This is a genomic window from Streptomyces sp. NPDC086147 (assembly GCF_040702165.1).
Lineage (GTDB): Bacteria > Actinomycetota > Actinomycetes > Streptomycetales > Streptomycetaceae > Streptomyces.
In genome coordinates this window covers 333207-348258 of record NZ_JBFBJO010000005.1, presented here as the reverse complement: position 1 = coordinate 348258, position 15052 = coordinate 333207, and the positions used below count along the sequence as shown (strand labels likewise).

At 73.8% G+C, this 15052-nt stretch carries 14 protein-coding genes; 12 read left to right on the top strand and 2 right to left on the bottom strand.

The features are described 5' to 3' along the window. Nucleotides 1-1779 carry a choice-of-anchor A family protein gene (locus tag AB0398_RS14685; RefSeq protein ID WP_366375011.1) on the top strand — a complete coding sequence of 593 codons (1779 nt, stop codon included), beginning with the start codon at nucleotides 1-3 and terminating at the stop codon, nucleotides 1777-1779. Here AB0398_RS14685 and AB0398_RS14680 read toward each other — a convergent pair. Both AB0398_RS14680 and AB0398_RS14675 read right to left on the bottom strand, forming a co-directional pair. Continuing rightward, nucleotides 1751-2233: a heme-degrading domain-containing protein gene (locus AB0398_RS14680; RefSeq protein WP_366375009.1), complete on the bottom strand. Its 483-nt coding sequence runs from the start codon at nucleotides 2231-2233 to the stop codon at nucleotides 1751-1753. The genes AB0398_RS14685 and AB0398_RS14680 overlap by 29 nt on opposite strands. Further along, on the bottom strand, nucleotides 2230-3324 hold the full coding sequence (locus tag AB0398_RS14675) for a Gfo/Idh/MocA family oxidoreductase (protein WP_366375007.1): 1095 nt from the start codon (nucleotides 3322-3324) through the stop codon (nucleotides 2230-2232). The genes AB0398_RS14680 and AB0398_RS14675 overlap by 4 nt, the downstream gene beginning before the upstream one ends. A 56-nt stretch (nucleotides 3325-3380) precedes the next feature. On the opposite strand from AB0398_RS14675, the gene AB0398_RS14670 reads away from it, so the two are divergent. The 11 genes from AB0398_RS14670 (at nucleotide 3381) to AB0398_RS14620 (ending at nucleotide 15027) form a co-directional block, all read left to right on the top strand. Further along, nucleotides 3381-4451, top strand: a complete 1071-nt coding sequence (locus AB0398_RS14670; RefSeq protein WP_366375005.1) for an ROK family transcriptional regulator — start codon at nucleotides 3381-3383, stop codon at nucleotides 4449-4451. 202 nt (nucleotides 4452-4653) lie between these two features. Beyond that, nucleotides 4654-5817: a hypothetical protein gene (locus AB0398_RS14665; RefSeq protein WP_366375003.1), complete on the top strand. Its 1164-nt coding sequence runs from the start codon at nucleotides 4654-4656 to the stop codon at nucleotides 5815-5817. A 126-nt stretch (nucleotides 5818-5943) separates the two neighbouring features. Further along, nucleotides 5944-6702: a GntR family transcriptional regulator gene (locus AB0398_RS14660; RefSeq protein WP_366375001.1), complete on the top strand. Its 759-nt coding sequence runs from the start codon at nucleotides 5944-5946 to the stop codon at nucleotides 6700-6702. A 135-nt stretch (nucleotides 6703-6837) separates the two neighbouring features. Then, the gene (locus AB0398_RS14655; protein WP_366374999.1) at nucleotides 6838-7959 is read left to right on the top strand and encodes a TIGR03364 family FAD-dependent oxidoreductase; all 1122 of its coding nucleotides are present in this window, start codon (nucleotides 6838-6840) and stop codon (nucleotides 7957-7959) included. A gap of 5 nt (nucleotides 7960-7964) precedes the next feature. Then, a complete protein-coding gene (locus AB0398_RS14650) occupies nucleotides 7965-8648 on the top strand; it encodes a phosphonatase-like hydrolase (RefSeq protein ID WP_366374997.1) in 684 nt (227 codons plus the stop codon). Then, the gene (locus AB0398_RS14645) at nucleotides 8645-9754 is read left to right on the top strand and encodes an ABC transporter ATP-binding protein (protein WP_366374996.1); all 1110 of its coding nucleotides are present in this window, start codon (nucleotides 8645-8647) and stop codon (nucleotides 9752-9754) included. The genes AB0398_RS14650 and AB0398_RS14645 overlap by 4 nt, the downstream gene beginning before the upstream one ends. After that, nucleotides 9747-10601, top strand: coding sequence for a 2-aminoethylphosphonate ABC transporter permease subunit (locus AB0398_RS14640; protein ID WP_366374994.1), 855 nt, complete (start codon nucleotides 9747-9749; stop codon nucleotides 10599-10601). Before AB0398_RS14645 ends, AB0398_RS14640 begins: the two co-directional genes overlap by 8 nt. Continuing rightward, the gene (locus tag AB0398_RS14635; protein WP_366374992.1) at nucleotides 10588-11385 is read left to right on the top strand and encodes an ABC transporter permease subunit; all 798 of its coding nucleotides are present in this window, start codon (nucleotides 10588-10590) and stop codon (nucleotides 11383-11385) included. The genes AB0398_RS14640 and AB0398_RS14635 overlap by 14 nt, the downstream gene beginning before the upstream one ends. 44 nt (nucleotides 11386-11429) lie before the next feature. Then, entirely contained in the window at nucleotides 11430-12488 is a 1059-nt protein-coding gene (locus AB0398_RS14630) for a 2-aminoethylphosphonate ABC transporter substrate-binding protein (protein ID WP_366374991.1), read from the top strand. Between the two features lie 135 nt (nucleotides 12489-12623). Further along, on the top strand, nucleotides 12624-14168 hold the full coding sequence (locus tag AB0398_RS14625) for an alkaline phosphatase family protein (protein WP_366374989.1): 1545 nt from the start codon (nucleotides 12624-12626) through the stop codon (nucleotides 14166-14168). A 79-nt stretch (nucleotides 14169-14247) separates the two neighbouring features. After that, nucleotides 14248-15027, top strand: coding sequence for an HAD-IIA family hydrolase (locus AB0398_RS14620; RefSeq protein WP_366374987.1), 780 nt, complete (start codon nucleotides 14248-14250; stop codon nucleotides 15025-15027). The last annotated feature ends 25 nt before the right edge of the window (nucleotides 15028-15052 follow it).

The window sequence follows — 15052 nt, the reverse complement described above, 5'->3', positions numbered from 1 at the left end:
ATGGAACGAATCTCCCCCACGCGGGGGCGGGACAGGCGTCGCCTCGCCCTCATCGCCGCGTCCACGGTCGCGGCCACCGCCCTCGTCGGCACCCTGGCCGTCAGCGGCCACGCCGACCCCCTCCCGGGCGGCCTCGGGCCCTGCCTGCCGGGCAACTGCCCCGCCGTGTACCCGGAGCCCGGCAACGGCCCCGTCGTGTACCGCGACAACAACATCAACGTCTTCGTCGGCAGCGACCTCCTCGTCCGCGAAGCCGCGGCCGAGGCCGAGGGCAAGGTCGTGGTCCTCGGCGACTTCGACATGAACAAGCGTGCGGACGCTTCCGGGGTCTACAACGTCGGGGTCGCGGTCGGCTCCCGAGTCCCGCCCGACAACGGCACCGACTTCTTCACGGTCGGCGAGAACCTGACGGTCGCCGCGGGCCAGCGCGTGGTGACCGAGGAGGGCACGGTCACCGGCGTCACACGGTACGGAGGCACCCTCTCCGGCACCGTGATCCCGGACGCCGTCCAGGACGACGCGGCCGCCGCGCCGTACGCCGCCCTCCGCGACCAGCTCACCGACGCGAGCCAGTGCTACGCCTACGTCGGCGGCGCCCACCGCGCCACGACCGGCACCGCCGTCAACAACGGCTTCGAGACCCTCTTCACGGGCGACGGGGCCTCGTCGCTCCAGGTCTTCGACGTCGACTTCGACCTGGAGACGGCGGCCGAGGGCCAGCAGGGCATCACCTTCGCGGGCATCCCGGACGACGCGACCGTCCTCGTCAACGTCTACGGCGCCAGCCGCACGATCGACACGTACATCAACCAGCTTCCGGACGGCCTGCGCGAGCGGGTCCTGTGGAACTTCCCCGACGCCACGACAGTGACGTTCGAGGGCACGGCCCAGTTCGCGGGCAGCGTCCTGATCGGCAACCAGGCCAGCACCGCGACCGTCACCATGCCCGGCATGAACGGCCGCTTCTTCACCACCGGCAACCTGACGCACACCTCGGCGGCGAGCGGTGGCGGCGGTCAGGAGTTCCACGCCTACCCGTTCAACGGGGACCTGCCGTCCTGCACGGATCCGACGCCGACACCCACGCCGACGGATCCGACGCCGACCCCGACGGATCCGACTCCCACACCGACGCCCACGGACCCGACTCCCACACCGACCGACCCGACCCCGACGCCCACGGATCCCACTCCCACCCCCACGGATCCGACCCCCACCCCGACGGATCCGACGCCGACCCCGACGGACCCCACTCCGACTCCCACGGATCCGACGCCGACCCCGACGGATCCGACCCCGACTCCCACGCCGACCGACCCGACCCCGACGCCCACGGATCCCACTCCCACCCCCACGGATCCGACCCCCACCCCGACCGACCCCACCCCCACCCCCACCGACCACACGAGCGGCGGTGGTGACGGCGGGTACGGCGACGACACCGGTGGTTCCAACGGCTCCGGCGGGCACGGTGACTCCGGTGGTACCGGAGGGCCCGGCGGGCACAGCGCCTCCGGCGGCTCCAACGGGTCCGGCGGCCACGGCGGCTCCGGCGGGCACGGGAGTTCAGGCGGCACCGGCAGCACCGGCAGCTCCGGCGGGCACGGCTCCACCGGTGGCTACGGCGACTCCGGCGGCGACCACCACGGTCCGAACGGCGAGCTCTCCGAGACCGGTGCCGGTACCGGGAAGATCGTCATGGGCGCCACCGCGGTCGTCCTCGCCCTCGGCGGCGGCGTCCTCGTGATGATCAGCCGGCGTCGGCGCCGTACGAACTGAGCAGTCGCTCCAGCGCCTCGACGACCAGGGCGTGATCCTCGGCCTGCGGCAGCCCCGAGACCGTGACCGAGCCGATCACTCCCGCGCCCTCGACCCCGATCGGGAACGAACCGCCATGGGCGGCGTACCGGTCGGGGTCGAGGCGCGAGGACGCCTCGAACGTCGTCCCCTTGGCCCGGAACCTGGCCCCGACCAGGAACGAGCTCTCGCCGTACCGCTCGACCACCCGTCGCTTGCGGTCGATCCAGGCGTCGTTGTCCGCGCTGGACCCCGGAAGCGCGCAGTGGAAGAGCTGCTGCGCCCCGCGCCGCACGTCGATCGCGACGGGCGCCTCCCGCTCCCGGGCCAGGGAGACGAGGAGCGTGCCGAGCGCCCAGGCGTCCTCGTACGTGAACCGGGGGAGGATCAACCGGGCCTCCTGGGCCTCCAGTTCGACGACCTCGGAGCTGCTCACAGCGCCACCGTGATCCCCTCGCGGGCGGACTTCCGCGCCGCCTCCAGGACGTCGAGCGCGTCGGCGGCCTCGTGCGCGGTGACCGGGTTCGGGCCGGTTCCGCGCAGGGCGGCGGCGACGGCCGCGTAGAACGCCGGGTAGTCGCCGGGCAGCGACTCGACCGGGTCGCCGCCGCCGGTCAGCGGCGACTCGCCCGCGCCGAGCCGGCCCCACAGCTCCTCCGGCTCCGCGCCCCAGGCCGCGCCGCCGGCTCCGGGCCGCAGCCCGTCGCGCAGGGCGGCCTCCTGGGCGTCGAGTCCGTACTTCACGAAGCCCGCGCGCCGCCCGAGCACCCGGAACCGGGGGCCGAGCTGGGCGGTGGTGGCGCTCACGTACAGGTGCGAGCGGACCCCGTTCGCGTGGGTGAGCGCGAGGAAGGTGTCGTCGTCGGCCTCGGCGCCCGGCCGGCGCACGTCCGACTCGGCGTACACCGAGACCACCGGGCCGAAGAGGACGAGGGCCTGGTCCACGACGTGGCTGCCCAGGTCGTACAGGAGCCCGCCGATCTCCTCCGGCGCGCCGGACTCGCGCCAGCCGCCCTTCGGCTTCGGCCGCCACCGCTCGAAGCGGGACTCGAAGCGCTGGACCTCGCCGAGCGCGTCCTCGTCCAGGAGGCGGCGCAGGGTGCGGAAGTCGCTGTCCCAGCGGCGGTTCTGGAAGACCGAGAGCAGCAGGCCCCGCTCCTCGGCGAGGGCGGCGAGCCCGCGCGCCTCGGCGGCGGTCCCGGCGAGCGGCTTGTCCACGACGACCGGGAGGCCCGCCTCCAGGGCGGCCGTGGCGACCTCGACGTGCGTCTTGTTGGGGGAGGCGACGACGACCAGGTCCAGCTCCTCCGCGCCCGGCGCCCACAGCTCCCCGGGCTTCGCCACCACCCGTACGCCCGGGTGGGCGGCGCGGGCCTCGGCGGCCCGCTCGGGGTTGCCGGTGGTGACGGCGGCGAGGACGAGGTCCTCGGAGGCGGCGATCAGCGGGGCGTGGAAGACGGAGCCCGCGAGGCCGTAGCCGACGAGTCCGACGCGGAGGGGGGTGCGGGGGGAGTCGGTGCCAGTCATGTTCCTCACTTAAGCAACGCTGTTGCCAAAGTGCAAGCGGCGGCGACAATGGGAGCGTGAGGAAAGACCTGGGTGGAGTGAACGTACCCGCGCTGCGCAGCCACAACGCCGCGCTCGTGCTCGATCTGCTGCGCGTGGCGGGGGAGGGCGGGATCAGCCGTCTGGAGCTGGCCGAGCGGACCGGGCTCACCCCGCAGGCCGTCAGCAAGATCACCGCGCGGCTGCGGGCCGAGGGCCTCGCGGCGGAGGCGGGCCGGCGCGCCTCGACCGGCGGCAAGCCCCGTACCGTTCTGTGCCTGGTCCCCTCCGCCGCGCACGCCGTCGGCGTCCACCTCGACCGCGACGAGCTGACGGTCCTCCTGACCGACCTCGCGGGCGCGCCCGTGGCCCTCCGCCGCCGCCCGGTGGACCTGGGCGCGGGGGCCGGGCCGGTCCTGGACGCGGTGACGGAGGAGGTGCGGGCGCTCCTCGACGCGGGCGGGGAGGGGCGGACCGTCCTCGGCGCCGGGGTCGCCATGCCCGGACCCCTGGACCACCGGGCCGGAGTGCCCGGCCGGGTCACGGGCTTCCCCGAGTGGGCCGGCCACCCGGTCCGCGAGGAGCTGGCCCGCCGCCTCGGGCTCCCCGTCGTCCTCGACAAGGACACCAACGCCGCCGCCCTCGGCCTCGCCCTGCGGCCCGGCGCCCCCGGCTCCTTCGCCTACGTCCACCTCGGTACGGGCCTCGGCGCCGGCCTCGTCCTCGGCGGCGCGCCCCTGCGCGGGGACAGGACCGGGGCGGGCGAACTGGGCCACCAGACCGTCCAGCTCGACGGGCCGCCGTGCGGCTGCGGCGGGCGCGGCTGCCTGGAGGTCCTGTGCCTGGCGGAGGTCGCGCGCGGCGAACCGGCCGGGGCCGCGCGGATCCTGGGCACCGGCGCCGCCAACCTCGTACGGCTCCTCGACATCGACCAGGTCCTCCTGGGCGGCCGGGCGGTGCTCGCCGCGCCGGAGGTCTTCGCGGACGGGGTGCGGGACGTCCTCGCCGGCCTCGGCCTGACGGCCCCGGTGGGCGTCGTCGCGGAGCGGGACGCGGTGGCGGAGGGGGCGGCGTGGCTGATCCTGGCGCCGGTCTTCGGGAAGGAGTGATCGGGTCGGTCCTGTTCTTCCTCTTCCCCTGCCTATGCCTACGCCCCTCGCTCCGATTGATCGGATTGTCGGAAAGTAGGCTGATCGGGCGGATTCCCGGTCCTTCCGGAGGAGCCCCCGGTGTCGCTCCCCGGCCCGCGCCCTCCCGCCTGGCAGCGTCGCGGCCGTCCCCCTGCCCGCGATCAGCAAAGGCACCGGCACCATGGCATCCGCACCCCTGCGACTGCGCAGCGTCCGCGCCGTGACCGTGGCGACCGCCGTGGCGGCCCCCTTCGCGCTCGCGGCCCCCGTCCCGGCGACGACGACGGCGACCCCCGCCCCGGCGGCGACGGCCCCGGGCCCCGGAGCGCCCGCCCCCGCCGCCCCCGAACCCCCCGGCGCCCCGCAGCCCCCCGCCATCCCCGCCCCCGACCCGTCCGTCCCCGGCTGCGGCACCCCGGACGACGACGCCTTCCCGCTCGACACCCGGATCCACGGCGGCCCGGCCCGCTACACGCCGGGCGGCCCCTTCCGGGACTGGCGGCTCGACCTCACGAACACCACCGGGTCGCCCTGCTCCGGCATCCACCTGGTGCTCGTCCTCACCGACCGCGACCGGGCCCTCCGGCCGGAGCAGATCCGCTTCGAGTTCTACGACGCCGGGGCCGCGCGCTGGCACCCCGTGGCCTTCCAAGGGACCTCGGAGGCCGAGAACGTGGGCGTGTTCACCGACTTCGGCGGCTTCGCCGTCCCCGCCGGCGAGACCCTCACCGTCCCCGTACGCCTCGCCTTCCGCGCGGGGACGGCCCCCGACGAGGTCGTGGTCAACGCGGCGATCGTGCAGCGCCGGGGTGCGGACGGGGAGTGGATCGGGGACTCCGGCGACTACCGCCTGACCGTCGGTCCCCCCGCCCCGGACACCCCGGCCGAGCCCCCGGGGCCCGCCGAGCCCCCCGTACCCACTGGTCCCCCCGTGCCTCCCGGGACCACGGCCCCGGCCGACCCCGCCGAACCGCCGAGCGGCACGGAGCGGCCGACGCGCACGGAGAGCACGAAACCGCCGAAGCCGTCGGAGCCGCCCAGGACGTCCCGGCGGCCGACGGAGCCGGCCGGATCCGCCGCCCCGACCGGAGCGACGCCCCCCGCGCGCCCCGCGTCCCCTCCTCCCGCTCCCTCCGCCACCCCCGCAGGCCCCTCTCCGTCCGGGGCCGCGCTCGGGGAGACGTCCGGGGAGGCACCCGCCATCGCACCTCCCGGCACTCCCGAACTCGCCCACACCGGAAGCGCGTCGGACGCCCGGGCCCGCGCCCTCGCCCCCCTCGCCGCCGCCCTGCTCCTGCTCGGCGCCGTCCTCGTCCGCGCGGGCCGCCGCCACCGCCGTACCTGAACCGCGCTCCCCGTGAGCCGGACCCTTGCCCCCAGGAGCGGAACCCACCCCCGCCGGAGGCTCTCCCCACCCCCGCGTCACCCTCCGTACACCTCCCCGTTCACCCCCGTCTGCGACCATCCCCCGGTGAACTACCAGAGCACTCCCGGCGCCCCCGTCCGCTCCGGCGTCCCCGAGCACGGGCGCGTCCCCAAGTACTACGCCGTCAAGGCGAAACTCGCGCTGATGGTGGACGAGTTGGGGGAGGGCGGGGCACTGCCCACCGAGCGCGACCTCGCCGTCCGGTACGAGGTGTCCCGCGAGACCGTCCGGCAGGCGATCCGCGAACTCCTCCTGGAGGGGCGGCTGCGCCGCCGGGGCCGGGGCACGGTCGTCGCGGGCCCCAAGCTCGAACAGCCCCTCTCGCTCGCCAGCTACACGGAGGGCGTGCGCCGCCAGGGCCGCCGCCCCGGCCGCAGCCTGATCTCGCTCGACCGCTTCCCCTGCCCCGAGGCGCTCGCCCCCGAGGTCGGTGCCGAACGCGGCGAGCCCGTCTGGCACATGGAGCGGGTGCTGCTCGCCGACGACGAGCGGGTCGGCCTGGAGAGCACGTACGTCTCCGAGGCCCGCGCCCCGCGCCTGGACGCCGACTTCGACCCGGACTCCTCCTTCTACGCCTACCTCCACGACCGGCTCGGCATCGCGTTCGGCGACGCCGACGAGCGCATCGAGACCGTCCTCGCGACCCCGCGCGAGGCCCTGCTGATCGGCACGCCGCCCGCCCTCCCGATGCTGCTGCTCCACCGCGTCTCCCGGGACACCGGGGGCCGGCCCCTGGAGCGGGTCCGCACCCTCTACCGGGGCGACCGCTTCAGCTTCACCACGCACCTGGGCCGCCAGGACTGACGGGAGAAGACCCCGCCCCGGAAGACCGTGACATCACGAAAAGGTAACGGGTCTGGTCCAAGTTTGGCGGCCCGTTCACCGTCCCGTCGTCCACCGGCCCCGTCCGGGCCACCCGTCCCCGCGACCGTCGTCGGCATGAAGGTGATCGTCGTAGGAGCCGGCGTGGTGGGAACCATGCACGCCTGGCACGCAGTGGAACGCGGCCACGAGGTCGTACACATCGAGCGCGAGGCCGAGGCGCGCGGAGCCTCCCTCCGCAACTTCGGCCAGATCTGGGTGAGCGGCCGCGCCGGAGGGGAGGAGCTGGACACCGCCCTGCGCGCCCGCGAACTCTGGGAGGGCATCGGCGCCCGCGTCCCCGGGATCGGCTTCCGGGCCATCGGCTCCCTCACCCCCGTACGGAACGCGCTCGAACTCGCCGTCGCCGAGGCCGCCGTGGCCCGCCCCGACGCCGCCGCCCGCGGCTACGAGCTGCTCACGGCCGACGAGGCCCGCGCGGTCAACCCGGCCCTGCGCGGGGAGTTCGAGGCCGCGCTCCGGTGCGAGCGGGACGCCGCCGTCGAGCCCCGCACCGCGCAGCTCGCCCTCCGCGAGGCCCTGCTCGCCACCGGGAGGTACACCTTCCTGCCGAACCGCGAGGTCCGCGAGGTCGTCGGCGAGCACGCCGTCCGCGACGACCGGGGCGAGGTGCACGGCGGCGACGCCGTCGTCCTGTGCACCGGCGCCTGGCTCTCCGGCCTCGTCCGCGAGGTCGCCGGCGAGATCCCGGTCCGCCGGGTCCGCCTCCAGATGATGCAGACCGACCCGCTCGGCGAACCGCTCACCACCTCCGTCGCGGACGCCGACTCCTTCCGCTACTACCCGGCCTACGCCTCCGGCGCCCTCGACGCGCTGAACGCGGGCCAGGCACAGGACCCCACCGCCGCCGCCTACCGGATGCAGCTCCTCATGGTCCAGCGGCTCGACGGCGGACTGACCATCGGCGACACCCACGAGTACGAGCACCCCTTCGCCTTCGACACCCTCGAAGACCCCTACGAGCACCTCACCCGCGTCGTCGAGTCCTTCCTCGGCCGCCCGCTGCCGAGGATCCGGCGCCGCTGGGCCGGGGTGTACGCGCAGTGCGTCGACACCACCCGGGTCGTGCACCGCCAGAAGGTCCGCGACGGCGTGTGGCTGGTGACCGGACCCGGCGGCCGGGGCATGACCTGCTCGCCCGCCGTAGCCGAGACGACCGCGAACGAACTGGGCTGGTGAACCCCATGACCACACACAAGATGAACCTCGTCGTCCTCGACATGGCCGGCACCACCGTCGCCGACGACGGCCTCGTCGAGCAGGCCTTCACCGTCGCCGCCGAACGCCTCGGCGAGGACCCGGCCGCCATGATCGGCCACGTCCGCGCCACCATGGGCGAGTCGAAGATCTCCGTCTTCCGCCACCTCCTCGGCGGCGACGAGCGGCGCGCCCAGGAAGCCAACCTCGCCTTCGAGCAGGCGTACGGGGAGCTCGTCGCCGACGGCAGGATCGCCCCGATCCCCGGCGCCGCCGAGACCGTCGCCGCCCTCCAGGAGCAGGGCAGGACCGTCGTCCTCACCACCGGCTTCGCCCGGGTCACCCAGGACGCCATCCTCGACGCCCTCGGCTGGCGCGACCTCGTCGGCCTCACCCTCTGCCCGGCCGACACCGGCGGCCGGGGCCGCCCGTACCCCGACATGGTCCTCGGCGCGCTCCTGCGCACCGGCGCCGTCGACGACGTGCGCCGGATCGCGGTCGCCGGCGACACCTCGTACGACATGCTCTCCGGCGTCCGCGCCGGTGCCGGGATCGTGGCAGGCGTCCTGACCGGCGCCCACGGCGAGGCCGCGCTGAAGGAGCACGGCGCCACCCGCGTCCTCGCCTCCGTCGCCGAACTCCCCGAGCTGATCAGGGAGTACGAGGCATGACCACGGAAGCACGGGGGACGACCAGCGGCATCCGCTTCGACGCCGTCTCCGTCGCCTACGGCTCCACCACCGTCCTCGACTCCCTCGACCTGACCGTGGAGCCCGGCGAGGTCATGGCCCTCCTCGGGCCCTCGGGATCCGGCAAGACGACCGCGCTGCGGGCCGTCGCCGGGTTCGTCCGGCCGGTCTCCGGACGGGTGTTCATCGGGGACCGGGACGTCACCGACCTGCCGCCCTACCGGCGCGGGATCGGCATGGTCGTCCAGCAGTACGCCCTCTTCCCGCACCTCCGGGTGGACGCCAACGTCGCCTTCGGCCTCAAGGCCCGCAAGGTCCCGAAGGCCGAGATCCCCGGGCGGGTCGCCGAGGCCCTGGAGATGACCGGCATGGCCGACTACGCCCGCCGCCACCCCCGGGAGCTCTCCGGCGGGCAGCAGCAGCGCGTCGCCATCGCCCGCGCCCTCGCCGTACGGCCCGACGTCCTCCTCCTCGACGAGCCGCTGTCGGCGCTCGACGCGCAGCTGCGCTCCGGGATGCTGGCCGAACTGGCCCGGCTCCACCGCGAACTGCCCGACGTGTCGATCCTGTACGTCACCCACGACCAGGTCGAGGCGCTGACCCTGGCCGACCGGATCGCCGTCATGGACCGGGCCAGGCTCCGGGACTGCGGCACCCCGCAGGACCTGTACCGCAGGCCCCGCACCGAGTTCACCGCCTCCTTCGTCGGCAACGCCAACCTGCTGCCGGTGACGGTGGGCACGGACGGGGCGGCCCTGGGCGGGACGGAGCTGAAGGTGGCGAACGGGGGAGCGGCCCCCGGCTCCTCGGCCACCCTCTGCGTCCGCCCCCACCTCGTCGGCCTCGGCGACGGCCCGAACGCGCTGCGGGGCCGGATCGCCGAGGTCCAGTGGCGCGGCTCCACCCACCGGCTGTACGTCGAGGTGGCGGGCCACCGCGTGAAGGCGGACGTCCGCGAACTGCGGGAGACGCCTCCGCTGGGCGCCGAGGTCACCCTGCACTTCGCGCCCGAGGACGCGGTGCTGCTCACGGCGGGGGTGACCGGCGGTCCGGAGGCGGCCGGCGGTCCGGGGGTGTCCGGTGGCTAGCGCCCTGAGCGTCTCCGCCCCGGCCGCCCCCGAGAGGCGACGGCCCCGCACCGCACCCGCCTGGGTCTGGGCCCTGCCCCCCGTCGCCGTCCTCGGCCTCGCCTTCCTCTACCCGCTCGCCCTCGTCGTCCGCGAGTCCCTGGCCCCCGGCGCGTACGCCGCCGTCCTCGGCTCCGCGTCCTTCCGCGACGCCCTCGTCACCACCGTGTGGATCGCCGTCGCGGCCACCGCCGGCTGTCTGGTCCTCGGCTTCGCCCTCGCGCTCGTGATCGCGTTCGTGCCCTTCCCCGGCGCGAAGGCGGTGGCGAAGTTCATCGACGTCTTCCTCTCCTTCCCGTCCTTCCTGATCACGCTCGCCCTGCTGTTCCTCTACGGCACGGTCGGCATGGCCAACGGGATCTGGACCGACGCCACCGGCGCCGCCACCGGGCCCTTCCGGTTCCTGACCACCCCGTGGGGCGTCCTGCTCGCCGAGATCACGTACTTCACCCCGTTCGTGATGCGCCCGCTGCTCGCCGCCTTCTCGCAGATGGAGACGGCCCAGCTGGAGGTGGCGTCCTCGCTCGGCGCCCGGCCGCTGCGGATCGTCCGGCAGGTGATCCTGCCCGAGGCACTGCCCGCGCTCGCCGCCGGCGGCAGTCTCGTCCTCGTCCTGTGCCTCAACGAGTTCGGGATCGTCCTCTTCACCGGCGCCAAGGGCGTCACGACCCTCCCGACCCTCGTCTACGGCAAGGCGATCCTCGAATCCGACTACGCCGCCGCCTGCGTCGTCGCCGTCGTCAACGTCGTCCTCTCCACCGGCCTGTACGCCCTCTACCGGGGGGTGAGCCGCCGTGCTGGTGCATAGCCGTACGGGCAGGTGGACGGCCTGGGCCCTGTTCGCCGTCCTCTTCGTGCCGCTCTTCGCGCTGCCCCTCCTCGTCGTCCTCGCCGCCTCCTTCGCCACCCACTGGTCCGGCGCCTTCCCCTCCGGGCCGACCACCGCCCACTACGCGGCGGCCGTGCGCGGCGAGTCCCTCCAAGCTCTGACCACCAGCCTGGTCACGGCCGTCGCCGCCAGCCTGATCGCGCTGACCGCCGGCACCTGGGCCGCGCTCGCCTCGGCGGCCCTGGGGAAGCGGGGCCGGCGGATCGTGGACGCGCTCTTCATGCTGCCGGTCGCCGTGCCGTCCGTGGTGGTCGGCCTCGCCGTCCTCGTGGCCTTCTCGCAGCCGCCGGTGCTCCTCAACGGCACCCGCTGGATCGTGATCCTGGCCCACACCGTGCTCGTCACCGCCTTCGCCCACCAGTCGGTCTCGGCCGCGATCCGGCGCCTGGACCCGATGTACGAGCAGGCGGCGGCCGGTCTCGGCGCCCGCCCCTCGTACGTCCTGCTCCGGGTGAGGCTCCCGCTCCTGCTGCCGTCCCTGAACGCCGCCGCCGGGCTCTGCTTCGCCCTCTCCATGGGAGAGCTGAGCGCCACGATGATGCTCTACCCGCCGGACTGGACGCCGCTGCCGGTGCTCGTCTTCACCGCCACCGACCGGGGCTCCCTCTTCACCGGCTCGGCGCTCGCCGTGGTCCTCATGGCCGCGACCCTGCTCGTCCTGCTCGCCGTCTCCCGCGTCCGCACCAAAGCCTCGTACCGCTGAGTCCCGTACCGCCGAGTCCCGTACCGTCAGGAGAGAACAACGCCATGCTTACGCACGCCAAGCCGGTCGCCGCCGTCACCGGCGCCCTCGTCCTCGCCGCCTCCCTCACCGCCTGCGGCGGCTCCTCCGCCGCCTCCGACGAGAAGGTCGTCACCGTCTACAGCGCCGATGGCCTCAAGGGCGAGGCGGGCGACGGATGGTACGACAAGGTGTTCGAGGACTTCGAGAAGCAGACCGGCATCAAGGTCGAGTACGTCGAGGGCGGCTCCGGCGAGATGGTGCAGCGCGCCCTCCGCGAGAAGAGCAACACCCAGGCCGACGTCCTCGTCACCCTGCCGCCCTTCATCCAGCAGGCCGGTTCCAAGGGGCTGCTCCAGAAGTACGCGCCGCAGGGCGCCGACCGGGTGGACGGCGCCGACAAGGCGGCCGACGGCACCTGGACCTCCGTCGTCAACAACTACTTCGGCTTCGTCCACAACAAGAAGGAGCTGCCCGAGGCGCCCAAGAGCTGGGAGGAGCTGCTCGACGCCCGGTACAAGGACCGGATCCAGTACTCCACCCCCGGCGTCGCGGGCGACGGCACCGCCGTCCTCATCAAGGCGATGCACGACTTCGGGGGACAGGCCCCGGCCATGGAGTACCTGAAGAAGCTCCAGGCCAACAACGTCGGCCCGTCCTCCTCCACCTCCAAGCTCGCCCCCAAGGTGGACAAGGGCGAACTCCTCGTCGCCAACGGCGACGTCCAGATGAACTTCGCCCAGTCCAAGTCCATGCCGAATCTCGGCATCTGGTTCCCGGCCAAGGGGAACGGCAGGCCCACCACCTTCGCGCTGCCGTACGCCGCCGGCCTGGTGAACAAGGCCCCGCACGCCGAGAACGGCAGGAAGCTCCTCGACTTCCTGCTGAGCGAGGGCGCCCAGCGCGAGGTCAGCGCCGTCGGCGGCGGCTTCCCGGCCCGCAAGGACGTCGAGCCCACCGACGCCAACGCCGTCGAACTCGCCAAGCTCCTCGAAGGCGTCGAGGTCTTCGAACCGGACTGGGCCGACATCGACGCGAACCTGACGGCGTACGTCGACGCGTGGAAGTCCGCCACCGGAAGCTGAGAGTTCACCGTACGGCCCCTGGAACGCGCGCGCGGATCGCGAAAGGATAACGGGTACGGACCCAACGCCCCCGGGGAATCGGGGGCGTTGGGCTGCGCCCGGCCCGCTTCCACCCCTTCCACGGAGGACCCCGACATGCCGCTCACCGGCATCTCCCGCCGCACCGTGCTCGCCGCCGCGGGCGCCACCGCCGCCGTCGCCGCCACCGGACTCGCCGCCGCCCCCACCGCCCTGGCGGCCACGACCGCCGCCCCGACGCTCCCCGACGGCACCAGCAAGGACAAGGTGCTCGTCGTCGGCATGGACGGCCTGCGGTACGACCGGATCGACGCCGCCAAGGCCCCGACCCTCAAGTCCCTGATGGCCAACGGCACCTACGGCCGCTCCCTGCTCTACGCCAACCCGATGGCCGCCACCTCCTCCGGCCCCGGCTGGTCCACGATCTCCACCGGCGTCTGGCCCGACAAGCACGGCGTGAAGGACAACACCTTCGCCGGGAAGAACTACGGCCGCTACCCCGGCTTCCTCGCCCGCCTGAACCAGGTCCGCCCCGGCCTCTCGCTCTTCGCCGCCGTCGACTGGCCCGAGCTGGACACCCACGGGACCGTCACCCCCGGCGCCGACGCCAAGCTCGTCTACAACAACGACTACGTCGTCAACGACAAGGTGATCACCGACATCACCGAGGACGTCCTGCGGAACCAGAACCCCGACGTCCTCTTCGTCTACTTCGGCGAGACCGACGAGATCGGCCACAATTACGGCGCCGCGCACGCCAAGTACCTCGACGCCATCGACGTCCAGGACGCCTACCTCGGACGGCTCCTCGCCGCGATCGAGGCCCGCCCGTCCCGTGCCTCGGAGCGCTGGACCGTCATCGTCACCACCGACCACGGCCACACCGACGGCGGCGGCCACGGCGGCTCCGCCGTCGAGGAACGGCGCACCTTCGTCCTCGCCCAGGGCCCCGGCATCGCCGCCGGCGCCCGCCCCATCGACACCCGCCTCGTCGACGTCGCCGCCACCGTCTTCCACCAGCTCGGCATCGTCCCCGACCCGTCCTGGGGCCTGGACGGCAAGCCGATCCAGGAGCGCTCCACCGACCCCTTCGACACCCTGTACGGGTCGCTGACCGGCCGCGTCGACGAGACCGGCATCCCCGCCGGGGTCCTCGGCTTCACCCGCACCGCGCCCAGCGGCTGGTCCGTGATCAACAACGCGATGGGCACCGGCGGCGTGACCGAGTGGCGCGGCTGGTCCTTCGCCACCGACGAGTTCTGGTCCCGCTCCCAGCGCGACCAGTCCCGCGAGCTGAACGTGCGGGCCCGGGGCGTCTTCGCCGTCGCCGACTCCGACGAGTGGGCCGACAAGACCTTCTCGGGGACGTACGACTCCACCCTGGTCACGCCCGCGCACGCCGTCTCGGGCGCGTCCTCGGTGACCCTCGGCTTCACCACCCTCTACCGCCAGGAGGGCTCCCAGACCGCCCAGGTCCTGGCGAGCTTCAACGGCGGCACCCCGACCGTCGTCAAGAGCTACACCGCCGACGTCCTCTCCCAGCCCCAGTCCCTCACGGTCCCGGTCCCCTCCGGCGCCTCCACCGTGAGCTTCCGCTTCCGCTACACCGGCAGCAACAACTGGTACTGGACGATCGACGGGGTCAAGATCACGACATCCTGACTAGGCTTGGGGCGTCGCCACAGCGCAGTCGCGGCGCCCCCAGCACCCGCACGACATGCACGGCAGGAGTCCCGCACCCATGGCAGAGCGCAAGCCGATCGAATCCTGGCTCACCGACATGGACGGCGTCCTCATCCACGAGGGCGTGCCGATCCCCGGCGCCGACGCGTTCATCAAGAAGCTGCGGGAGACCGGGAAGCCCTTCCTGGTCCTCACCAACAACTCGATCTACACCGCCCGCGACCTGCACGCCCGCCTCGCCCGGATGGGCCTCGAAGTCCCCGTCGAGAACATCTGGACCTCCGCCCTCGCCACCGCCAAGTTCCTCGACGACCAGCGCCCCGGTGGCACCGCGTACGTCATCGGCGAGGCCGGCCTCACCACCGCGCTGCACGACATCGGCTACGTCCTCACCGACCACGACCCGGACTACGTGGTGCTCGGCGAGACCCGTACGTACTCCTTCGAGGCGATGACCAAGGCCGTCCGGCTCATCAACGCCGGCGCCCGCTTCATCTGCACCAACCCCGACGAGACCGGCCCCTCCCTGGAGGGCCCGCTCCCCGCCACCGGCTCGGTCGCCGCGCTCATCACCAAGGCCACCGGCAAGGAGCCGTACTTCGCGGGCAAGCCGAACCCGCTGATGATGCGCACCGGGCTCAACGCGATCGGCGCCCACTCCGAGTCCAGCGCCATGATCGGCGACCGGATGGACACCGACATCCTGGCCGGCCTGGAGGCGGGCATGCAGACCTTCCTCGTCCTGACGGGTCTGACGACGCAGGCCGAGGTGGACCGCTACCCGTTCCGCCCGTCCCGGATCGTCGACTCGATCGCGGACATCGTCGACCGCGTCTGAGGCCCGGGACGGCCCGGAACGGCCC